This window comes from uncultured Chitinophaga sp. (genome assembly GCF_902168175.1).
Lineage (GTDB): Bacteria > Bacteroidota > Bacteroidia > Chitinophagales > Chitinophagaceae > Chitinophaga.
Genome location: NZ_CABHOU010000025.1, coordinates 515,463 through 537,093, shown reverse-complemented (window position 1 = coordinate 537,093; position 21,631 = coordinate 515,463). Strand labels below are relative to the sequence as shown.

Here is a 21,631-nt window from a genome sequence, read left to right as displayed (position 1 = left end):
TTGAGATAAAACCGATAAACCATGATGATTGCAGATTATCCCGTGGGTCATGATTTACTTTCAAATAATCCAATGGAAGAAGCTTTAAAGAAGATTAAAGTTACTAAAACTACGCAGAGCCGTATTGGCGAAGTAGATTTCAATAACCTCGTATTCGGTAAAAAATATGCCGATCATATGCTGGTGGCCGATTTCGACGGAAAAGAATGGCATGATGCGCAAATTCTGCCTTTTTCGCATATTTCTGTGAGTCCTTCTAATGCAGCCTGGCATTACGGGCAGGCTATTTTTGAAGGCATCAAGGCTTATAAAGATCAGGAGGGTAACCCGATGATCTTCCGTCCATACGACAATTACAAACGTTTTAATATATCGGCAGACAGGATGGGCATGCCCGACGTGCCTGAGTGGTTATTTATTGGTGGTATGGCCATGCTGATCGACCTGGACCGCGACTGGGTACCTTCCAACGAGGGGTGCTCTTTCTACCTGCGTCCGTTTATGATCGCGGCCGATGAGTTTATCGGCGTACGTCCTTCAGAAACGTACCGGTTCATGATCATCAACTCCCCTTCGGGGCCTTATTTCAATAAGCCCATTAAACTGTTAGTGCAGGATAAATATGTGCGCGCTTTCCCGGGTGGGGTAGGTTATGCTAAAGCGGCCGGTAACTACGGCGGTACGATGCAGCCAACCATGCAGGCCCGCAAACAGGGGTACGACCAGATACTTTGGGTAGATGGTTACGAGCATAAGTACCTGCAGGAATGTGGCACCATGAACGTATTTACTATTATCGGCAACACCGCCATTACCCCAGATCTGTCGCAGGGTACCATTTTGGCAGGTGTAACCCGGGCCAGTGTAATGGATATATTAAAAGATATGGGTCTTACCGTGGAGGAACGTCCTATATCTATAGAAGAGGTAGTGGCAGCTTACGAGGACGGTACCCTTAAAGAAGTGTTCGGCACCGGCACCGCATCAAGCGTGGCTTATGTGGAGCAGCTGGACTTCAAGGAGAAGAGCCTCCGCCTGGACACCGCCAATTATAAGGTAGGAGCAGAGGTAATTAACCGCCTGGATGCGATCCGTACCGGTAAATCCGAAGATACCAGGGGCTGGAACTACCATATTTAAGTCGAAAGTGTTATGTGTTTTAGCTATAAAGAGGCCGGGCAGCAATGCCTGGCCTTCTTTTTTCTCTGAAAACAGGAAACTTCCTATCTTTCGCTCATGACTTTACCGGAATTTATCGCATCTTTGCAGTCCTCCGAACCGCCGTACGGCATAAAGCCGGCGCTCACCGCTATGTGGTGGGATGGGAAAGGGGATTGGGAGATGGCACACGACATAGCCCAGAACATAGCAGGAAGTACAGGTTCGTATATACATGCGTACCTGCATCGTAAAGAAGGTGACCTGGGTAATGCTGATTATTGGTATGCCAGGGCCGGGAGAAATACCCCAAAGGCCAGCCTGAACGAGGAATGGGAGCAGATAGTAACCGAGTTACTGAATGGAAGGGCCTGATAATTCCCCGGGATTTTAAAAATATTAGCGAACAATTTGTATTTATAAACATATAGTCATACCTTTGCCCTCCCAAAATCTCCATGTGGGGAATTTGGACGTAATTGTAAACAGACGAAAAAAAACATAGGTAAGAATGCCTACTATACAACAATTAGTAAGAAAAGGAAGAGAAATTATCCGGGCCAAATCCAAGTCCAGAGCGTTGGATGCCTGTCCTCAGCGCCGTGGGGTATGTACTCGTGTGTACACTACCACGCCTAAGAAGCCTAACTCCGCTTTGCGTAAGGTGGCCAAGGTTCGTTTGACCAACAAGATTGAGGTGATTGCCTACATCCCTGGTGAAGGTCACAACCTGCAGGAGCACTCCATCGTACTGATCCGTGGTGGTAGGGTAAAAGACCTTCCGGGTGTACGTTATCACATCGTACGTGGTTCACTTGATACCGCTGGTGTGAAAGACAGGAAGCAGAGCCGTTCTAAGTATGGTACTAAGAAGGAAAAGGCTAAAAAATAATTATAATAACTAGTTGAAATTTTTCAATAAATGAGAAAGCAAGCTGCGAAAAAATTACCGCTGGCTCCAGATCCTAAATTTGGCGACAAACAAGTAACCCGTTTCGTGAACAACATCATGGAACAAGGTAAAAAATCCATCGCTTACAGGATTTTCTACGATGCGATCGACCGTGTTAGCCAAACTACTAACGAAAATGGCTACGAAATATGGAAAAGGGCTTTATCTAATGTAACGCCTGCTGTAGAAGTAAGAAGCCGTCGTATCGGTGGTGCTACTTTCCAGATCCCTGCCGAAGTTCGTGCAGACAGGAAAATTTCTCTCTCCATGAAATGGTTGATCCGTTTCGCTGGCGAAAGAAATGGTAAGAGCATGGCTGAGAAACTTGCTAACGAGATCGTAGCTGCAAGCAAAGGTGAAGGTGCTGCTTTCAAAAAGAAAGAAGATACTCACCGTATGGCTGAAGCTAACAAAGCATTCTCTCACTTCAGAATATAGTAGAAAGGGTTTAGGCCCTACAGCATATAATTGCGGCAAACGTTCTTTATTGGAGCGTTTGCCGTTTTATTTTAGGTAATCATAAGACCCCAACCGCTCAGAACTACCCTGTTAGCTGTTCTTGCTTCACTCATTGCCAGTTCTGCTATTTTGCCAGCGTACCAGGCGTCCGTCGCTTGGAAAGACTATTGCCTGTTTGTTTCCTGCCTGGCTCTCAATTGTTTACTGAGAACAACCAGTTCCCTCTTGCAGGGAGCCTTAAAGATCGATACATGCGAGGCAAATGTGCAGATCATCCGGGATCATGGTATAGTTTTAAGTGACACAAATTACCGGTTTTAATCAAACCTTGCCTTACTATAATAGCAGAAGCCCGCTGGAAAGCGGGCTTCGCTAAGTTACAACCATAATTAAACTTCTAACTGTACTGCGAACTTTGTCGCGCAGCACATTACTTATACCGCAAAAGTTACTTCACGTTTACCAGTACTTTGATTTTCCCTTCGCCGGAAAGATGCTGCTGCAGTGCTTTACCGATTACCTGGCCGGGTTTTACTTTCTCTGGATCGGCCTTCATCGCGTAACCTGCTTTGCTGGAAGTAACCAGCATGTCGCCGCGTTTGATAGGGCCGCCTTCGAGGCAAACTTTAGTAGGGATTACACCTACAACACCCATTGGGGCTTTATCGGAAATATCGGTATCGATTTCTTCTTCTGTTAAGAGTACACCCGGTTTAGTAGCATATACGCCCGCTACGAGTGTAGAGTAAGGCTCAGAGGATTTTTCCACCATCCTGTCTTCGCTGGTAGCGATCACCAGTACATCCCCAGGTTCGTAGTTGCTGATGCTGCCGCTTACGTCAAACGCCTCGGCAACGTCCGCACCTGAGTTCTGGGTGCCTCCGTTAAAGAAGCCCATGCCGGCTTTGTTAATGCGGGCAACGTTGGCACCAGCGCTTTGGAAAACGGCCAGGTTACCGCTTGGGCCCGTGTGGTTGATGAGCAGGGTTGAACCGGTGCCGGTAGTGGTGACATGTACAACAGGTTGTGCGTTGGCGTTATTGAAGTTGGCGAACCTTCCGGCTCTGCCAGTACCAAAGTTCGGGACGAAGCCAGATACTGCGTTGCCATTGCCGTCACAACTAGCTTCAATTCCATCGCCATTACCACCTGCATTGGCGGTAATGCCGTTACCAGCGCCTTCTGTAAGCGCCAGTACTGCGGGGCCGTTGCCTCCCGCATTAGAAGAGTAGAATAAGCCGGCATACCCACCTGTACCTGATGACAGCCCGTAAACACCGGCAGTACCAAAGTTGGCGAATATGGAGTTAACCTCTCCTTTCACTGCAGGAGAAGTACCGGTGGTGCGGTCTACCTTGAAATCGCCGCCTATACCGTTACCCACTGTTTTTACAGTTACTACGGCATTTTCATTGTCGTCGTTAAAGTGTTCGAACCTCGCTGCACGGCCTTCGGCGAAGGTTGGTACCCAGCCATATACTGCGGTACCATCACCGTCTATATTCGCCTCTACCGCGTTCCCGCTGTTAGCGGAGTTGGCAGTAATAGCATTACCATTACCGTCTGAAATCGCAACCAGCGCACGGCCATTACCTGTTGGGTTTGAAGAGTGGAAAAGGCCGGCGAAACCACCTGTGCCTGAAGCTATGCCGAATATACCTGCGGCACCGAAGTTGCCGAAAATGGTATTTACTTCAGAACGTACGCCTGCTGCAACACTGTTAGTGTTGTCTACCAGGAAAGATGCAGCATTGCCCTGGGTATTGTCGGGAATATTACCGTTACTATTAGTTTCTACCTCAAGCGTGTTGCCGAGTTCGTTACTTTGGTTCAGGTTTACGAATCTACCTGCCCGGCCCTTACTGCTATTTTGACCTACCTGTCCAAAAACGCCTATGGCGGTGCCGGTGGTGTTGGTAGAGATAAAACCTCTCACACCATAACCGCCACCGTCGTTACGCCCCACTACCGCACCCGCAATATCGGATGTAGTACGGCCAACCACGGCTTCACCCGCGCCATTATTATCAGCAATAACACCTGCACTTGTTTGCTCACTTGTAACACCATGCACCGCGAAACCTGCGCCGGTAGAGGAAAACACACCAGCTCCGTTACCGGATGAGGTGACGTTTATTACTGTACCATTACCGAGGGTATTTGCATTTAGTACATTACTGTTGTTTGCATTGTTAAAGATGGAAATGCTGGCGGCAATACCGTTGTTGCTGGTAGCAGTAAGCCCCGTTCCGCTATTACTATTTGCATACACACCAGTACCGCCTGCGCTGGAGTTACCATAAACGCCGAGGCCGTTAGGCGTAACACCATAAACACCCCATCCGCTGCCTGCCTGGCTGCCCCAAATACCAATTCCCAGTCCGCCGGTACCATTATTAATGCCACGTACTGCAGACGAGAAGCCACCCGGAGCAGTACTGGTGACGATACCACGCACGGCTGCTATGCTTGAAGTAGTGGTGCTATTAGTACCCTCTATAGAAGTGCCGTCGCCTGCATTGTTGATGGAAAAGAGTGTGTTGGCGTTATTCTCATTGGCAACGAACGGAAGGGTAAGGCCTGCAGATAACGTAGACGGAACCCATTCGGTGCCATTAAACTTCAACACCTGGTCCAATATAGGTACAACACCGCTCAGGGTTTGTCCCTGCAGTTTCGCCACTGTAGGACCAGGATAGTTGCCGCTGAGGTCCCCGCTTGCAGGAGCTGCATTAAGATCACCCGGAGGGCCCTGGGGACCGGCAGGGCCTACTGGGCCTGCAGGACCGACAGGACCAATTGCGCCAACGGGCCCAGCAACACCTGCCGGACCGGCAGGGCCAACAGGGCCTATGGCGCCATTTACACCGTTAAGGCCGGCGGGACCAGCCGGGCCTACAGGACCAACAGGGCCAGCAGCACCTACGGGACCCGCAGGGCCTGCAACGCCCGGAACACCTTGTGGCCCTTGTGGGCCAGGGTTACCGCTTGCGGCGAACAGGGCGAATGGCACTGTCATCAGTTGGGAAGTACCTAATTCGGTATAACTGCCACCGCCATTCAGGCTTACTTCCACCTTAAGAAATTGGTTGGCATTGGCCCAGGGAACGCCCGCAAACGTGCCGGTTACCGGAGTACCTTTACCGATTTGCAGGTTGAACAGGCCAAGCTGGTTAGTGTTAGCGGCATGTGTTTCCTGGTATTGTACCGGGCCGGCATTGGAGCCACCCAGGATGGAGAAACGTACGTTTACTGCCTGGTTAGCGTAAACGGTACCATTCGAGTTCCGCGCTACCGCCTGGTAGTTGGTGCCCGTAAGCCCGCTTTGAGCAGTAGCATAAAGAGCAAGGAACAAAAAGAAAGTAGTATATAGTAATTTTTTCATGTTAGGTGCTGGTTTTACTGTTTTGAGAGCGGAGTTGTTTTGGGCGTGGTAACAGGTTTTTCTTTTGGCTCCTGGCCTTCCTGCAGTGGAATTTCAGGTTTTTTCACTTCTTCCTTTGCAGGTGCAGGTTCTGCTTTACTATCCGACGAAAGTTTTGCGCCACCCGTTTTTAGGGCAGATGGTTTCGCTGAACGCGCAGCAGGCTGCTTTTTATAGTCCTTAAAAATCTGTTCCCTGGTCGATGTGGTGTTTTGTGGGGCTGCTCTGCGGGCATTTTTATCTTCCGTAGCATTCACCTTTTTAACATCTTTATCGAAGTCTGGAAATAACCGGTATTTGGTTGATTTGGCACCACCTCCGTTATTTTCCTGGGCGTTAACTCCCAGTGCGCCGATGGTTAACATGCCGATGAGCAGTATTAAAATTTTCATATGGTGTTATTTCAGGTTAGTAAATTATTTTTCTGGAGAAAGGTTATAAAGCAGGGTGAATTTCAGCGTTTTCCGACGGTACAGGCTGGCGTCTGTCGGCATGATGTAAGCCATATCGAGTTGGATGGCTTTAATTTTTACCCCAATGCCTGCCGCTGCATGTTGCCGGTGACCTTTGTTAGGATGCTCCCGGAAATAGCCTGCACGAACAAAAAACTGCCGCTGGTAAGCATATTCTATTCCTCCTGAGGCCGTGAATTCGCGTATTTCTTCGCTAAATCCGCCAGGTGCGTCCCACAGAGAAGAAAAAAGCGCTTCAGCTATACCACGGTCCGGATCTTTACCCTTTTCGATTTCGCTGGTAGGCACACCGTTAATATCTTCCACATAAATCGGAGGAGTAGGCACTAACAGTTTGTTGACTTCAGCCGAAAGGGTGAACATGTGATCAGTGGTGTGTACGAAACTATAGCCACCGCCAATCCGGAGGTTCATAGGGAGGAATGTTTTACGCTGTGCATCGTCGGTGTACTTCAGTTTGTTGCCAATGTTGGTAAAACTTACGCCCCAGCAATACCGGTTATCGAAGTCGATATGGTTTGCATGGCTTTGGTAATACAGGCCAATGTCGCCTGCACCTGCCTGTGCCGGTTTTTGCTCAAGGCCGTTAAAAGTACCACTGCCAAGGTCGCTGCGAATGTAGCGTAACGATACGGCCAGTGCCAGGTTGTTTCCCAATTTCCGCGCATAGCTCGCATCAATGGAAAACTCTTTTGGCTTATACTTTTGCATTTCGTTGCCATTATCGTCGCGGAAAGTCACTTCGCCATGGTGGAAGTACTTTACAGACATGCCAACCCCTTCCTTATCGCCAAAGTTTTTAAACCCTGAAATGTAAGCCATGGCAGTATTGGAGCTGCCGGTGTTCATTTCCCACATCCAGGGGGAGTAGGAGGCGCTTACGCCCCAATCGCCGGCGAACACAATTTTGGCGGCATTATGAAACAGCGCATTGGCGTCGGGCTCCATTCCGGTGGGTGCATCGCCAACGCCACTGCTGCGGGCGTCCGGATTAATTTGCAGGAAAGAGGCGCCCACACTGGGGGGCTTCTGCTGCTGTTTTTGTGCTGAAGCCTGCCACGCTCCTAAAATGCAGCAGCTTAGCACTAAGGGTATGATGTACTTTTTCATGCTCTTTTGTTTGAGATAATTTACTGGACGATCAGCTTGTCCATAAACACGTGACCGTTTGCTTTTATCAGGACCGTGTAAATACCGGCTGCGAAGCGATTGACCGGCAGGGTCATGGTGATTTTCCCTGGCGCGTATTTCCGGGCTTCCTGGTACACTACCTGGCCGGCTGCATTGATAAACAGCATCTGCACATTGGCGTTGTCCAGCAGGTCGAACCGTATATTAACATTAGCTACGGCCGGGTTGGGAAATATGATCGCGTTGATCAGCGGGTTTACGCCCTGACCGGGATGGGGAATAACCTCTGGCTGATGGAAGCCCTGGGTCAACATCTCGCCGCCCGACAATGTGGAGATTACAGCTTCGCCTACAGTGTATTCGAACGACACACCATTGACCGCTCCGCTGCCGCCTGCGGTGGCCGTAACCTGGCGCACGAGAATCTGCGACCTGGCCGGCAGGCTTAGCGCCACCGCAAAGCCCAGAAAGAGTAAATACCTCGTAAAGGTTGTTTTCATGATGATTGAATTAATTGGGATGTAGAAACGGGTGACAACATCTTTGGGGCATAGCAATGCCATTACCGCCTTTAGCAGGCCGTGTTGGCAATGGATGGGCAATGCCTTAAGAAGATGCGATTATCTTATTGCGGGGGTGGCTTACGCACACAGAAAGTGGAAAGTAGATGTGGTTTCATGTGTTTTCGGTTTTTATGGTTGCAAATACTACTGACTACCCACTCCCAAAAGTGTGGGCAATATTTTTCCTGGTTCAACAAGAACTTGTTAAAAGAATCCTTAATATGGAGTGCTGTGTATTTTTGATATGAGGATGCTGCTGCTAATCTATGTTCCTCACATCTTATATGGTTCTTTGGGGCATTGCTCGCTTCGCTACTACACGGGTTTCTGATTGCTGCGGAGCCTATTACCTTGAATAAAATTAATACTTTCGATAAAAGTCACCATTTTAGATTGGCGAATGGCGGTTTTTTTTTAATTCCCGGCTTTTTTTGTCATTTTACTGGAAATTCCGCACCACTTACTCAATTATATTTTTTTAATATGACAGGGCTTTCCCATGCCCTGAAAAATGGCACCGAATTAACAATTCGACAAAGGATAACTACTTTATTTATTGTTAAAAATAGTTTACCTTTGCGCCCTGAATTGCATTATTTTTAGCATTTTAATTTTATGGCAGACTTAAGATTTCAAAGAAACTTTGGTATTGCGGCGCACATCGATGCCGGTAAAACCACTACCACAGAGCGTATCCTGTATTATACAGGTAAAACCCACAAAATAGGTGAGGTTCACGAAGGTGCAGCTACCATGGACTGGATGGCGCAAGAGCAGGAGAGAGGTATTACCATCACATCCGCTGCGACTACCTGTTTTTGGAACTTCCCTACCCAACAGGGTGCAGCTACGCCAGATAGTAAACAATATAAATTTAACATCATCGATACTCCCGGTCACGTGGACTTCACTGTAGAAGTTGAACGTTCACTGCGTGTACTGGATGGTCTCGTAGCATTGTTCTGCGCTGTATCAGGCGTTGAACCACAGTCTGAAACCGTTTGGCGCCAGGCTAACCGCTACCGTGTACCCCGTATCGGTTTCGTTAACAAAATGGACCGCTCCGGTGCAGACTTCCTGAACGTGGTAAAACAGATCAGGGAAATGCTGGGTGCTAATCCAGTTCCATTAACCCTGCCTATCGGCGCGGAAGATACTTTCAAAGGTGTAATCGATCTGATTACCATGAAAGGTATTATCTGGGACGAAGAAGGTAAAGGTGCTACTTACCAGGAAATCGACATTCCGGCTGATATGGTGGAAGAAGCGAACGAATGGAGAGCTAAACTCGTTGAGGCTGTTGCTGACTACGATGACAAACTGCTCGAGAAATTCTTCGACGATCCAAACTCTATCTCTGAGGCCGAAATTCACGAAGCGATCCGTAAAGCTACCATCGATATGGCGATCATCCCGATGATGTGCGGTTCTTCCTTCAAAAACAAAGGTGTACAGAAAATGCTGGATGCCGTTTGTCGCTACCTGCCTTCTCCAATGGATATCGAAGCCGTAACAGGTACTAACCCTGATAATGGCGAAGAGATCATCCGTAGGCCTGATGCAAAAGAACCTTTCGCTGCATTGGCTTTCAAGATCGCTACCGATCCATTCGTAGGCCGTCTGGCATTCTTCAGGGCTTATTCTGGCCGTCTGGACGCTGGCTCTTACGTACTCAATACACGTACAGGCAAAAACGAGCGTATCAGCCGTATCATGCAGATGCACGCTAACAAGCAGAACCCTATCGATTTCATCGAAGCTGGTGATATCGGAGCTGCTGTTGGTTTTAAAGATATCAAAACAGGTGATACCCTGTGTGATGAAAAATCACCAATAGTCCTGGAATCAATGACCTTCCCTGAGCCGGTAATCGCTGTTGCGATCGAGCCTAAAACTCAGGCAGACGTTGATAAAATGGGTATGGCTATCGCCAAACTCGTAGAGGAAGATCCTACCCTGAAAGTTAAAACCGACGAAGAAACAGGTCAGACTGTACTTAGCGGTATGGGTGAGCTTCACCTCGAGATCATCATCGATCGTATGAAACGCGAATTCAAAGTGGAAGTTAACCAGGGTAACCCTCAGGTAGCTTACAAAGAAGCATTCACCCAGAAACTCGAACACCGCGAAGTGTTCAAGAAACAAACAGGTGGTCGCGGTAAATTCGCCGACATCCAGATCGAGATCGGACCTGCTGATGTTGAATGGCTGAAAGAAAACGATGGCAAACACTTCCAGTTCATTAATGATATCTTTGGTGGTTCTATCCCTAAAGAGTTCATTCCTGCTATCCAGAAAGGTTTCGAGGCTTCCATGTCAAATGGTGTACTCGCTAACTACCCACTGGATAACCTGAAAGTTCGTTTGTTTGACGGTTCCTTCCACCAGGTGGATTCCGATGCAATGTCCTTCGAACTTTGCGCCAAATCCGCGTTCCGCGAAGCTGGCCGTAAAGCTAAGCCGGTATTGCTCGAGCCTATCATGAAAGTTGAAGTTACCACTCCAGACCAGTACATGGGTGATGTTACAGGTGACCTGAACCGCCGTCGTGGTATGCTGGAAGGTATGGAATCTAAAAACAACGCACAGGTGATCAAAGCTAAAGTACCGTTGAGCGAAATGTTCGGTTACGTTACGCAGCTCCGTTCACTGTCTTCTGGCCGTGCAACTTCTATCATGGAGTTCTCTCACTACTCACCTGCTCCTAACAACATCGCTGAAGAAGTGATCGCGAAAGTAAAAGGTAAAGTGAAAGCCGACTAATTCGACTATTGATCTTTCAATATAAAAGGCCTCGCTGTTAAAAGCGAGGCCTTTTTGTGTTTAGTCCTTATTAAGTAATTTAATAAAGATTATTAAATAATTGAATTTGTTGATTGTTATAATATCTTTGTAGCGTGCAATGAGCGAAGTGCAAACCTGAATAACCCGATTGCTAATACTGGTGGTATAAACCCCCGCCTGAAATTTTATATAATATTCACTAATTAATCAAACCTCCTATGAAAAAGTACCTGCTGCTCTCTATGCTGGCTATCGCTGCATTTATGTCTTGTGGTAAAGACGACAAAGAATCCGGAACTAATCCTGCCAACCCGGATGCGGTTGCGGCTAATGTAAAAGTTTATTATGGTGAAACGGTAAAAGGTTCATTGCCTGACGTTACTACGGGCGCGCCTACCCTGATTGCCAGCGACGACGACGTTGCCGCCATCGGTGGCGGTTATGCTATCATTGTTCCACAAGTAGAAGCTGGCGATGTAGCTGGTTACCTGGTGCAAATTAAAGGCGCGGGCTCTTACTTTAAAATTGATTACACCAAACCAAGAGGTGCCCGTAAAGCTCCTAAACAGCTTGGTGTGTTTAAAGAAGCAGAAACGCTAAATCCTGCAGATTCGGTTATCATCCTTAAAATTCCTGCTGACTTCCAGGATGGTGAGTTCTGCGTAGAGTACGCTGCCTACAATGCGGAAGGTAAAATCGGTAATAAAGTGACTGCATGCATTACTGTAATTAAATCTGCAGGTTTGGGTTCACTGGTAGGTACCTGGAAAAAATCGGGTGAGTATGATGCGGAAAAGAAGAAATGGACTTACGTGTTCATCGACTCTGCACTCACCAACCTGATGTGCAATGATGGTAAAATCTATGATATGTGTCCTGCTGGTGCCAATTGCACTGAAGTGAAATTAGCTACTACTATCAGGGATCAGTCTAAAGACGAGATTACGTTTACAGCTGCCGGTAAGTTCACCAGCGTATACCTGGGTATTTACAAATACTTAAACTTCGAAACATCAACCTGCTCAAAAGCCGAATACTTCGAAGAAAAGCAGGAAGATAACACAACCGGTTCATGGGGTTATAATTCAAAAACTAAAGTGCTGTCCATTGGCGATAACATCAGCGACGATGAACTTTGGGACTTTGAAACTTTCAACCTGGAGGTGAAGGGTAACAAATTTACCATCACTTACGACGATGGAGAAAAGGTTGAATACACTAAAAAATAGTCCGACCACAAATAAAAAGGCTGCCTTGCAAGGCAGCCTTTTTATTTGTGGTAATGTAATCTAAAAATAGATAACTAATACACAATGTCGATGTTATTTATTAATTGTATTTGGTATATCTTAGTGTGATAAACCTATTTATCCTCCTATGAAAAAGTACGTATTGTTGTCTATGCTGGCAGTAGCCGGCTTCACGTCCTGTGGTAAGGACGACCAACCAGAAATAGATCCCACGGATGGCGTGGCGCTTAGCAGCAAAGTTAAAGTTTATTACAGTGAAACGGTTAAAGGCACAATTCCGGCGGCTACCGACCAGGCATTGGTACTTCAGTCAGAGGACGGTGATGTGGTAGCGATCGATGGCCGTTATACCATTATCAAGCCCAGGTTTTCGGTGGGTGCTTACTCGGCCGCGGGCTACCTTGTACAGTTTGAGGGTAACAGCTCTTCTTATTTTAAAGTAGATTACACACTGGCGCGTAATGCACGCAAAGCCCAGGAGGGCCAGTATAAAACGGAGGGAGAATTTTTCCCCGGCGACTCGGCCATCATCTTCAAATTGCCGGAAAATATCAAGTCTGGCACATTTACCGTTAACGTGGCGGCATTTAGTGCAGGAGGTTCAGTTAGCAATACCATCAAATATATTGTTGAAGTTAAACAACCAGGAGGCCTGCCTTCCCTGAACGGGACCTGGCAATTGTCCGGCACAAAAAAAATAGGCTTTGATACGGCCTGGAAATTTAATGTGTACAAGGCCGATACAATTCAGCAAATGGTGTATTGTGTTAGCAACAAGCCGACCACAGTTTGCCCTAATGGGCAAATGTGCGATGGCATTTATAAACCTACCTACATCACCCAGACCGATAAATTCGAGTATGTGTTAGGTAGCGGCGGCGCATTCAAAAGCACGGAAGTTACTGGTGGCAGAATGCCTAACTGGGCAACGTCTACCTGCGATGCTATGGCTTTTACCAGCTACAGCAACACCTTCACTAAAACCGGTGGCTGGAACTACGATGAATCCTTAAAATCTATCTACATCGTATACGATAGTAATGGCGACGCAGGTACTTCTTATCTTGAGGTGGCTATCATTCCTGTAGAAGTGAAAGGCAATAAGATTATTCTTACCAGGGGTACCAGGCTGGAAGAATACACGAAGAAATAAACAAACCGGTCATTCCATAAACAGGAGTGGAAAGAAATTTCCCTCCTGTTTTTTTATGCGTAATCGGTCAGGTGCAATGCCATGAAGTATTCGGGCAGCTGATAGCGTAATACATAGACTACACCGCATAAAAAACGGGGATGGCATGATCGCTATCCCCGCTTCGATTATATATGTGAACAGTTACTATTCTGGTTTACTGATTTCTATTATTTTGTCGTTATTTCCATTGCCTGTGCAAATGTATACACGGCCAGCCGGCGAAATACAAACGTCGCGCAACCTTCCAAAGGCTCCGTTAAAGTAGGTTTTAGTGGTCGTCACTGTTTTTTTGTCCTCGCTTAGTTTTAGCTGGTATAACCTGTTATTTTTCAAGCTGGTCACCAACAATGAATTTTTCCATTGGGAGATGCGATCATTGTTGTAGTAGTCCATTCCGGAAATCGCATATGTTCCTTGTGTGCCAGACGACCAGATAGGTGCTTTGACGTTATTCGCTGCGCAGAAAGTATTTTCACCGTCGGTATTGCAGGGTCCTTCCACGTTAGGCCAGCCATAGTTCCTTTGTTTTTCGATGATGTTTACCTCGTCTTCAATGTTAGCTCCATGTTCGGAAGTGTAGATGATACCGTTGACTACCACCAGCCCCTGGGGATTTCTGTGCCCATAACTCCACAACGGATTGTTAGCGATGGGGTTATCTGCCGGGATACTGCCATCTAAATTTATTCTTAATACTTTACCGTTAGGGTTGCCGGTGTTCTGAGCATTTGCTGCAGTATTTGCATCGCCTGTTGTGATCCAGAGTTTATTGTCAGCAATTGCCAGCCTGGAACCGTTATGGATGCCGGATGCGGCGATATTATCAAGTATTATGGCAGGAGAGGACAGGCTGCTGTCTTTATAAGTATAGCGTACCACCTTTTCTGTGTAAGTGCCGCCTTTATTGTAGTTGTACACAACGTAAAGGAATCCGTTGGATTTAAAATCAGGATGAAGGGTCATGCCAAGCAGGCCACCCTCGTTTTGCTGGTCTACATCACTGATGGTCAGTAACGGTTTTAAAGTGCCCGATTTGGGCTCTATGCGACTAATACGGCCACTTCGCTCAGTTGTCCATATATAGTCGTCTGGCCCCCACAGTATTTCCCATGGCTGGGAAAGATTACTTATTACAGTGCGCACACTGTCTGCCGGCCAGCTCGGATCGTCCGGATTATCATTATTACCATTATTGTTTTTGCCACAGGCAGCGAGAAATATGGCTGAACAAAGCAATATTACTGTGGGAAATGAGAATGCAGTCGTTTTCATAAAAGATCAGGTTATGAGCATAAAACGTCAATATTTATGCCTGATGATATAAACGGCATAATACTTGGGCGAACCTTTTATTAGAAATTGTGTTGTATGTATCTTTAGGATGTTCATTATCAGCAGTTTTGTTTGGCAAGCAATCAATACACCTATATAAAATTTTTCTTTCCCCTAACCTTCTCCGTCATTTAGAATTTAGCTAAGGTATGTGCATGAGATGCACTGAATATTGTATGTCTGCCATCATTATTGTTCCCGGATATCCTGCATGCAAAGCATTTAAGGCAATGTATTTATTAACCTTCAATAAAATTCGTAATTAAACCAAAACATGATTTTATGAAAAAACTGCACATTCTGACCCTGGCACTCTTATCTTTTAGCGCTGTATCTATGGCCCAAACACAAAAAGGCAATATTATGGTGGGTGTTAACCTGCTTAATGTAACCGGAACTTTCCAGGATGGTTCCAATTCGTTCGACCTGGGTATTTCCCCTAAAGTAGGGTGGTTTATTAAGGACGGATTAGCGATAGGTGCCGATGTGAGCCTGGGGTACTCTCACGCAAAAGTGGACGATACCAAAACAAATTCGGTGAATTACGGAGTGGGTGCATTCGGACGTTACTTTATAGACGACAAAACCGTGGAATTCTCCAAACGTAGCAAGTTTTTTCTTGAAGCTAACGTAGGTTTTGTCGGCACTAACTCCAAAACGAAGGTAGAGGATGTAGAAACCAACTCAGTGAGTACTAATGGTCTTGGTGTTGGTTTTGGTCCTGGTCTGGCTTATTTCATTACGCCAAACGTTGGTTTGGAAGCGCTGGTAAAGTATAATCTTGGTGTGGGCTTCGGTAGCTCTACCACCAGCCACCAGGTAGCTTTCAACCTTGGTTTCCAGATTTACCTGCCATCTTCAAAGGCCAGGCAGATTTACAAGGAGGAAAAAGCAAGGATGTAATTCCTGAACAAGATAACCTTTAATAGCAGGGACCGGTGTACCGGTCCCTTTTTTATTCCTGATATAGTTTGTAGCGTCGCTATAAAGGCTGGTAAAATAGTACCGGGTTCGGATCGTATTGTTGTGATGGTGTCGGAACCTCTCTTAAGCCTGTAGTAATGCCGCGTTCGTGTAGGCCTGATCCGGATTATCTACGGTGGTATTTTAACCTAGTTTGTCAACAGCGAGTTGGGGGCTGAGTGGGGGCCAACGGGGCGTCGAGAGCTGATGCTGGCTAAGATATTATATGGAATTTAATATTGAATCTTAGGCTAACGTATAATTTACGGATCGCTTTTAACTTGTGAACAGATGAAAAGTAAAATGAACAGGAATGAACAGGGAATTGAGTATTAGCTATATTAATTTGGCAGTGCCCGGCGATAAGCCGGGTGAAGGCAACAGGAACAGGGTTGCTTTCTTGATTAACGGACAAATGCCAGGGCTGCCTCCTTACGGGGGCAGTTCCATTTTGGACAAAGGAATGTTGAAAAAAATAAGGATGCCCTGTGGATAATTAAACCCGGCAAAAAGGGCCGAATTAACTGTAAATGTGTAAATTAGCCACACTTCTAACAGAGTAGTTTGTTACCTACTGGCAGGCAAATCCGTTTTATTTTGCCGTCAATCCCAATTTTCCTTCAAAAATATTTGTCCTGATTAAAAAAAGGGTTACCTTTGCCGTCCCAAATTGTAAGGGGTAAATTAGAAGAAGTTCATTGCATATGTCTCAGAGAATTAGAATCAAGCTGAAGTCCTACGATCATAATTTGGTGGATAAATCCGCTGAGAAGATCGTTAAAACCGTGCGAAACACGGGTGCCGTGGTAACAGGTCCTATACCTTTGCCTACAGAAAAGAAAATTTTTACGGTACTGCGTTCACCGCACGTAAACAAAAAGGCGCGCGAACAGTTCCAGCTTTGCACGCACAAGCGTTTGTTGGACATTTATACTTCCTCTTCCAGGACAGTGGATGCGTTGAGCAAGCTCGACCTTCCTTCTGGTGTAGAAGTAGAGATTAAGGCGTAAGGACATCGGCAGGCGGGCAAATCCAGGGATACGATTCATCGAGACAATTGGTAAATCAGATATCCTGGGATAGAGGTCCGCTTGAGATATTTGTAACGTTATCAAGACATTAGGTCACGCCTTCTGGGTGGCCGCCCAATAAACAGAGTATTTAAACCGCTCATCCTGAGGATAGCTTTGACATCCCTCAGGCGCTGGGCATAATATATCATCAATGAAAGGTATTATTGGCAAAAAGATTGGCATGACCAGCATCTTCGAAGCTAATGGCAAGCAAACAGCTTGTACCATTATCGAGGCTGGTCCCAACGTTGTAACACAGGTTAAGTCTGAAAGCACAGACGGTTACAACGCTATCCAGGTAGCATTCGGCGACAAGAAAGAGAAACACGCTACCAAAGCAGAAACTAATCACTTCGCGAAAGCACAGACCTCCCCTAAACGATTCGTAAAAGAGTTCCGTAACCCAGACGTACAAAAAGCCCTTGGAGAAACTATCACTGTCGAGATTTTCGCTGAAGGCGAGAAAGTAGATGTAGTAGGTACATCTAAAGGTAAAGGTTTCCAGGGTGTTGTAAAACGCCACGGCTTTAGCGGTGTTGGTGAAGCAACGCACGGTCAGCACGATCGTAGCAGAGCTCCCGGTTCCGTAGGCGGATCTTCTTATCCTTCCCGCGTATTTAAAGGCATGCGTATGGCTGGCCAAACTGGTAACGAACGAGTGAAAGTTAAAGGTCTTAAGGTTCTGAAGGTATTCCCTGACAAGAATTATATCCTGGTAAGTGGTTCCGTTCCGGGCCACAATGGTTCAATCGTTTTAATCCAGAAGTAACATGCAAATCGATATTTTAAATATAGAAGGTAAGAAAACCGGAAGGTCTGTAGAGCTTCCCGAGGAGATTTTCGGTGTGGAGCCTAACAATCACGTGATTTACCTGGCAGTGAAACAATATCTGGCCGCTCAGCGTCAAGGTACACACAAGGTAAAAACCCGTGCTGAAGTTCAGGGTGCTTCCCGTAAACTGCACAAACAAAAAGGTACAGGTGGTTCCCGTAAAGGTAACATCCGTAACCCTCTCTATAAAGGCGGTGGTACCATCTTCGGTCCTAAACCTCACCGTTACGACATCAAACTGAACAGGAAAGTAAAAGATCTCGCTAAGATTTCTGCACTGTCTGCTAAAGCTAAAGAGAACAGCATCATCGTAGTAGAAGATGTGAACTTCGACGCTCCAAAAACCAAGCAGTTCCTGAGCATTCTTAAAGGTCTGAACATTAATACTGAGAGCAAGAAGACTTTGGTTATTCTTCCTGAGTATAATGACAATGTTTACCTGTCTTTAAGGAACCTGCCTTCAGTTGGTGGTACCGTACTGAGCGACATCAATACTTATGACATCGTTAATACCAATTTCCTGGTATTTACTGAGAGCGCTGTGAAGATATTCACAGACGAGCCTACAGTAGAAGCATAAGTAAATTCGAAACTATACAATAAACAAGCAGCCGGCTTGCTGGCTGCGAAAAGCGATAAAAGATGAAACCTTCTGATGTTTTAATCAAACCGGTGGTATCTGAAAAGGTGAATAAAGCTACCGATAAATTCAACCGCTACTACTTCATTGTTGACAAGAAAGCCAACAAACTGGAGATCAAAAAGGCAGTGGAAGAATTTTACGGAGTAACCGTAGCTGAGGTGAATACCGCAGTAATGCCTGGTAAAAACAAATTCCGTTTTACCAAAGCTGGTTTTATTGCCGGTAAGAAGCCTTCTTACAAAAAAGCAGTAGTTACCCTCGCACAGGGTGAAGCGATAGATCTGTATGCTAACATGTAGTGCCCTCAACGGTTGAAATAACCGCTAGATGGATGTATATACAAGATCGATTTAATAAACTGAATTACAAATTCTTTAGACTTTAGAAAATGGCACTGAAAAAGTACAAACCGATTACAGCCGGTACCCGTTGGAAAATTGGCAATGCATATGCAGAGCTGACTACTGACCAGCCTGAAAAAAGCCTCCTCGATCCAATTAAAAGGACCGGTGGTAGGAATGCTCAGGGTAGAAGGTCCATGCGCTATATCGGTGGTGGTCACAAAAAACACTACCGTATCATAGATTTCAAACGTAACAAGGAGAATATTCCTGCTACCGTTAAATCTATCGAGTACGATCCAAACCGTAGCGCATTTATCGCGTTGCTTAACTATTCAGACGGTGAAAAACGTTATATCCTGGCTCCTCAGGGCCTGCAGGTTGGCGCTACTGTAATCAGTGGTTCTGATATTGCTCCTGAACTGGGTAACTCATTACCGCTGAAAAACATGCCTTTGGGTACTGTTGTTCACAACATTGAACTGCAGCCAGGCAGAGGCGGCGCTATCGCAAGAAGCGCTGGTACTTATGCTCAGCTCTCGAACAAGGAGGAAAAATACGCTGTATTGAAAATGCCTTCTGGTGAGCTCCGTAAAGTACTGAACACTTGTAAAGCTACTGTAGGTACCGTTTCTAACTCAGATCACGCGCTTCAGTCTATCGGTAAAGCAGGTGCTAACCGTTGGAGGGGTATTCGCCCAAGAAACCGTGGTGTTGCGATGAACCCTGTAGATCACCCGATGGGTGGTGGTGAAGGTAAATCAAGCGGTGGTCATCCACGTTCAAGGACTGGCAAATATGCTAAAGGTCTGAAAACAAGGAAGCCACATAAGAGCTCTGATAAACTGATCATCAGCAGGAAAAGCGGTAAAAACAAATAATATTTAAATCCTGGTGCGGTCCCGGAAGGAAGTCCGGGACCGGCTCTGATAAACGGAATTTAAACACAACAACATGGGTCGTTCCATTAGAAAAGGTCCTTACGTAGACCAGAAATTAGAGAAGAAGGTAGAGAAAATGAATGAAGGCACTAAACGTACTGTTATCAAGACGTGGAGCCGCCGTTCAACTATCACTCCTGATTTTGTGGGCCATACTTTCGCAGTACACAACGGTAATAAGTTTATCCCTGTGTATGTAACAGAGTTCATGGTTGGTCATAAACTGGGTGAATTTGCACCTACGCGTAACTTCAAAGGACACGCCAACAAGAAAATGTAATTAGTGTAAGGTTTTAGTTTTTCGGTTTCCGGTAAGGGTATCACCCTCAAAAAGAATGAAACCTGAAATACTGAACCGGAATCGCTGACTAGAAACAATTAACACGAATCCGAAACATATAACAATGGAAGCAGTAGCTAAGCTCAATAATAATCCTACATCTCCCCGCAAAATGCGTTTGCTGGCAGACCTGATCCGCGGATTGGATGTAGAGAAAGCTTTGAACATTTTGAAATTCCATACCAAGCACCCAAGTGTGCCTTTGGAAAAGCTGTTGGTATCTGCTATCGCAAACTGGAAAGTGAAGAACGAAGGTTCCAGAGCGGAAGATGCTAACCTGTACGTAAAAACGATCTTCGTAGATGGTGGACGCCAGTTGAAAAGAATGCGTCCGGCTCCTCAGGGTCGTGGCTACCGTATCCGTAAAAGGAGCAACCACGTAACCATCGTAGTTGACAGCAAAGCGTAAGCAGTTAAAGGAAACAAATAGTATTAAACTCATAGACAAATAAAACCAGAACATGGGTCAGAAAACAAATCCTATTGGTAACAGGTTAGGTATCATCAGAGGATGGGACTCTAATTGGTATGGTAGCAAAAAGGATTACTCTACCAAACTGATCGAGGATAACAAGATCAGGACATACCTGAATGCCCGTATTAACAAAGGCGGAATTTCTAGGGTAGTGATCGAAAGAACACTGGGTAAACTTATCATCACCATTCATACTTCTAAACCTGGTATCATCATAGGTAAAGGCGGTGGAGAAGTGGATCGTATCAAGGAAGAACTGAAAAAATTGACCGGTAAGGAAGATGTTCAGATCAATATCCTGGAGATCCGCCGTCCTGAGATCGACGCCAATATCGTAGGTGAAACAATTGCAAAACAGATTGAAAGCCGTATCAACTACAAACGCGCTATCAAAATGGCAATTGCAACTGCTCTGAGAATGGGCGCCGAAGGTATCAAGGTGAAAGTTGGCGGTCGTTTGGGCGGTGCTGAAATCGCACGTTCAGAGGAAATGAAGCAGGGACGTGTTCCTTTGCATACTTTCCGTATGGACATCGATTACGCTTCACTGTTTGCACAGACTGTTTATGGCAAAATCGGTATCAAAGTATGGATCTGTAAAGGTGAAGTACTTGGCAAACGCGACCTGAACCCTAATGCTGTTAGCGGTAAAGAAGGTGATGTTCGCGGTGGTGGCGCTCCTAGCCGTGGTGGTGACCGTGGCGATCGTGGTGGCGACCGCAGAGATAACCGTGGTGGTGGCGACAGAAGAGGTGGTGGTGACCGTGGTCCCCGCAGATAATCATCTGAAGCACAATAAGATAAACAGGGTGGTGTAAGCCACGAAGATTTATAAATAACTATTTAACAACATAAACGATGTTACAGCCAAAAAGAACGAAACACAGGAAGATGCACAAAGGCCGCATCAAGGGTAACGCCAAGAGGGGAGCAACCCTTTCTTTTGGTACTTTCGGCCTCAAAGCATTGGAACCTAAGTGGATCACTGACCGCCAGATAGAAGCGGCCAGGGTGGCTCTGACCAGGCATATGAAGCGTGAAGGTAACGTTTGGATCCGCATATTCCCAGACAAACCGATCACTGCTAAACCTTTGGAAGTGAGGATGGGTAAAGGTAAAGGTGCTCCTGATCATTGGGCTGCTGTTGTAAAACCAGGCAGGATCCTGTTCGAAGCTGACGGCGTACCTTTGCAGGTTGCGAAAGAAGCTATGGAACTGGCCGCACAGAAACTGCCAATCGCAGTTAAGTTCGTAGTACGCCGCGATTACGTAGCATAAGCCGCAGGTTTTATTACGTACTGA

The 21,631-nt window shown here is 46.2% G+C and carries 22 protein-coding genes; 17 read left to right on the top strand and 5 right to left on the bottom strand.

Translation table 11 applies throughout. From position 1 onward, the window contains the following. Window positions 1-21: 21 nt before the first annotated feature. The 4 genes from QZT80_RS05725 (at window position 22) to rpsG (ending at window position 2,548) form a co-directional block, all read left to right on the top strand. The gene (locus QZT80_RS05725; protein ID WP_295118941.1) at window positions 22-1,140 is read left to right on the top strand and encodes a branched-chain amino acid aminotransferase; all 1,119 of its coding nucleotides are present in this window, start codon (window positions 22-24) and stop codon (window positions 1,138-1,140) included. A 96-nt stretch (window positions 1,141-1,236) separates the two neighbouring features. Then, window positions 1,237-1,533, top strand: coding sequence for a hypothetical protein (locus QZT80_RS05720; RefSeq protein ID WP_295118938.1), 297 nt, complete (start codon window positions 1,237-1,239; stop codon window positions 1,531-1,533). A 136-nt stretch (window positions 1,534-1,669) separates the two neighbouring features. After that, a complete protein-coding gene (gene rpsL / locus QZT80_RS05715; protein WP_027318727.1) occupies window positions 1,670-2,050 on the top strand; it encodes a 30S ribosomal protein S12 in 381 nt (126 codons plus the stop codon). A 30-nt stretch (window positions 2,051-2,080) separates the two neighbouring features. After that, entirely contained in the window at window positions 2,081-2,548 is a 468-nt protein-coding gene (gene rpsG, locus QZT80_RS05710) for a 30S ribosomal protein S7 (RefSeq protein ID WP_295118931.1), read from the top strand. A 469-nt stretch (window positions 2,549-3,017) separates the two neighbouring features. On the opposite strand, the gene QZT80_RS05705 is transcribed toward rpsG, so the two are convergent. Genes QZT80_RS05705 through QZT80_RS05690 form a run of 4 tightly spaced genes read right to left on the bottom strand, consistent with a single transcriptional unit; the run spans window position 3,018 to window position 8,097 of the window. Next, window positions 3,018-5,954, bottom strand: a complete 2,937-nt coding sequence (locus QZT80_RS05705) for a hypothetical protein (RefSeq protein WP_295118927.1) — start codon at window positions 5,952-5,954, stop codon at window positions 3,018-3,020. Window positions 5,955-5,968: 14 nt separating this feature from the next. Next, entirely contained in the window at window positions 5,969-6,385 is a 417-nt protein-coding gene (locus QZT80_RS05700) for a hypothetical protein (protein ID WP_295118924.1), read from the bottom strand. Window positions 6,386-6,409: 24 nt separating this feature from the next. Then, window positions 6,410-7,576 (bottom strand): type IX secretion system outer membrane channel protein PorV, encoded by a 1,167-nt coding sequence (porV, locus tag QZT80_RS05695; protein ID WP_295118921.1) that lies wholly within the window; start codon window positions 7,574-7,576, stop codon window positions 6,410-6,412. A gap of 20 nt (window positions 7,577-7,596) precedes the next feature. After that, window positions 7,597-8,097, bottom strand: coding sequence for a T9SS type A sorting domain-containing protein (locus QZT80_RS05690; RefSeq protein WP_295118919.1), 501 nt, complete (start codon window positions 8,095-8,097; stop codon window positions 7,597-7,599). A 678-nt stretch (window positions 8,098-8,775) separates the two neighbouring features. Here QZT80_RS05690 and fusA point away from each other — a divergent pair. The 3 genes from fusA (at window position 8,776) to QZT80_RS05675 (ending at window position 13,347) form a co-directional block, all read left to right on the top strand. After that, entirely contained in the window at window positions 8,776-10,923 is a 2,148-nt protein-coding gene (fusA, locus tag QZT80_RS05685) for an elongation factor G (protein ID WP_295118916.1), read from the top strand. Window positions 10,924-11,162: 239 nt separating this feature from the next. Beyond that, on the top strand, window positions 11,163-12,173 hold the full coding sequence (locus QZT80_RS05680) for a hypothetical protein (RefSeq protein WP_295118913.1): 1,011 nt from the start codon (window positions 11,163-11,165) through the stop codon (window positions 12,171-12,173). Window positions 12,174-12,321: 148 nt separating this feature from the next. Beyond that, entirely contained in the window at window positions 12,322-13,347 is a 1,026-nt protein-coding gene (locus QZT80_RS05675) for a hypothetical protein (protein ID WP_295118911.1), read from the top strand. A gap of 186 nt (window positions 13,348-13,533) precedes the next feature. Here the strand turns inward: QZT80_RS05675 and QZT80_RS05670 are convergent, their stop codons facing one another. Then, a complete protein-coding gene (locus QZT80_RS05670; protein WP_295118908.1) occupies window positions 13,534-14,661 on the bottom strand; it encodes a sorbosone dehydrogenase family protein in 1,128 nt (375 codons plus the stop codon). A 342-nt stretch (window positions 14,662-15,003) separates the two neighbouring features. On the opposite strand from QZT80_RS05670, the gene QZT80_RS05665 reads away from it, so the two are divergent. The 10 genes from QZT80_RS05665 to rplP all read left to right on the top strand — a co-directional run bounded on the left by QZT80_RS05665 (window position 15,004) and on the right by rplP (window position 21,607). Beyond that, the gene (locus QZT80_RS05665) at window positions 15,004-15,624 is read left to right on the top strand and encodes an outer membrane beta-barrel protein (RefSeq protein WP_295118906.1); all 621 of its coding nucleotides are present in this window, start codon (window positions 15,004-15,006) and stop codon (window positions 15,622-15,624) included. Between the two features lie 764 nt (window positions 15,625-16,388). Then, entirely contained in the window at window positions 16,389-16,694 is a 306-nt protein-coding gene (rpsJ, locus tag QZT80_RS05660; RefSeq protein ID WP_012789286.1) for a 30S ribosomal protein S10, read from the top strand. 214 nt (window positions 16,695-16,908) lie between these two features. Beyond that, on the top strand, window positions 16,909-17,526 hold the full coding sequence (gene rplC / locus QZT80_RS05655) for a 50S ribosomal protein L3 (protein WP_295118900.1): 618 nt from the start codon (window positions 16,909-16,911) through the stop codon (window positions 17,524-17,526). A gap of 1 nt (window position 17,527) precedes the next feature. Continuing rightward, entirely contained in the window at window positions 17,528-18,169 is a 642-nt protein-coding gene (rplD, locus tag QZT80_RS05650) for a 50S ribosomal protein L4 (RefSeq protein WP_295118897.1), read from the top strand. Window positions 18,170-18,231: 62 nt separating this feature from the next. Next, the gene (gene rplW, locus QZT80_RS05645; protein WP_295118894.1) at window positions 18,232-18,531 is read left to right on the top strand and encodes a 50S ribosomal protein L23; all 300 of its coding nucleotides are present in this window, start codon (window positions 18,232-18,234) and stop codon (window positions 18,529-18,531) included. Window positions 18,532-18,620: 89 nt separating this feature from the next. Continuing rightward, a complete protein-coding gene (gene rplB / locus QZT80_RS05640) occupies window positions 18,621-19,454 on the top strand; it encodes a 50S ribosomal protein L2 (RefSeq protein WP_295118889.1) in 834 nt (277 codons plus the stop codon). Window positions 19,455-19,527: 73 nt separating this feature from the next. Then, complete coding sequence (rpsS, locus tag QZT80_RS05635) at window positions 19,528-19,794, top strand: 30S ribosomal protein S19 (RefSeq protein WP_295118887.1); 267 nt, start codon at window positions 19,528-19,530, stop codon at window positions 19,792-19,794. A 124-nt stretch (window positions 19,795-19,918) separates the two neighbouring features. After that, window positions 19,919-20,263 carry a 50S ribosomal protein L22 gene (rplV, locus tag QZT80_RS05630; RefSeq protein ID WP_295118885.1) on the top strand — a complete coding sequence of 115 codons (345 nt, stop codon included), beginning with the start codon at window positions 19,919-19,921 and terminating at the stop codon, window positions 20,261-20,263. 52 nt (window positions 20,264-20,315) lie between these two features. Beyond that, window positions 20,316-21,110 (top strand): 30S ribosomal protein S3, encoded by a 795-nt coding sequence (gene rpsC / locus QZT80_RS05625; RefSeq protein WP_367112853.1) that lies wholly within the window; start codon window positions 20,316-20,318, stop codon window positions 21,108-21,110. Between the two features lie 77 nt (window positions 21,111-21,187). After that, window positions 21,188-21,607 (top strand): 50S ribosomal protein L16, encoded by a 420-nt coding sequence (gene rplP / locus QZT80_RS05620; protein ID WP_244837286.1) that lies wholly within the window; start codon window positions 21,188-21,190, stop codon window positions 21,605-21,607. Window positions 21,608-21,631: the final 24 nt, after the last annotated feature.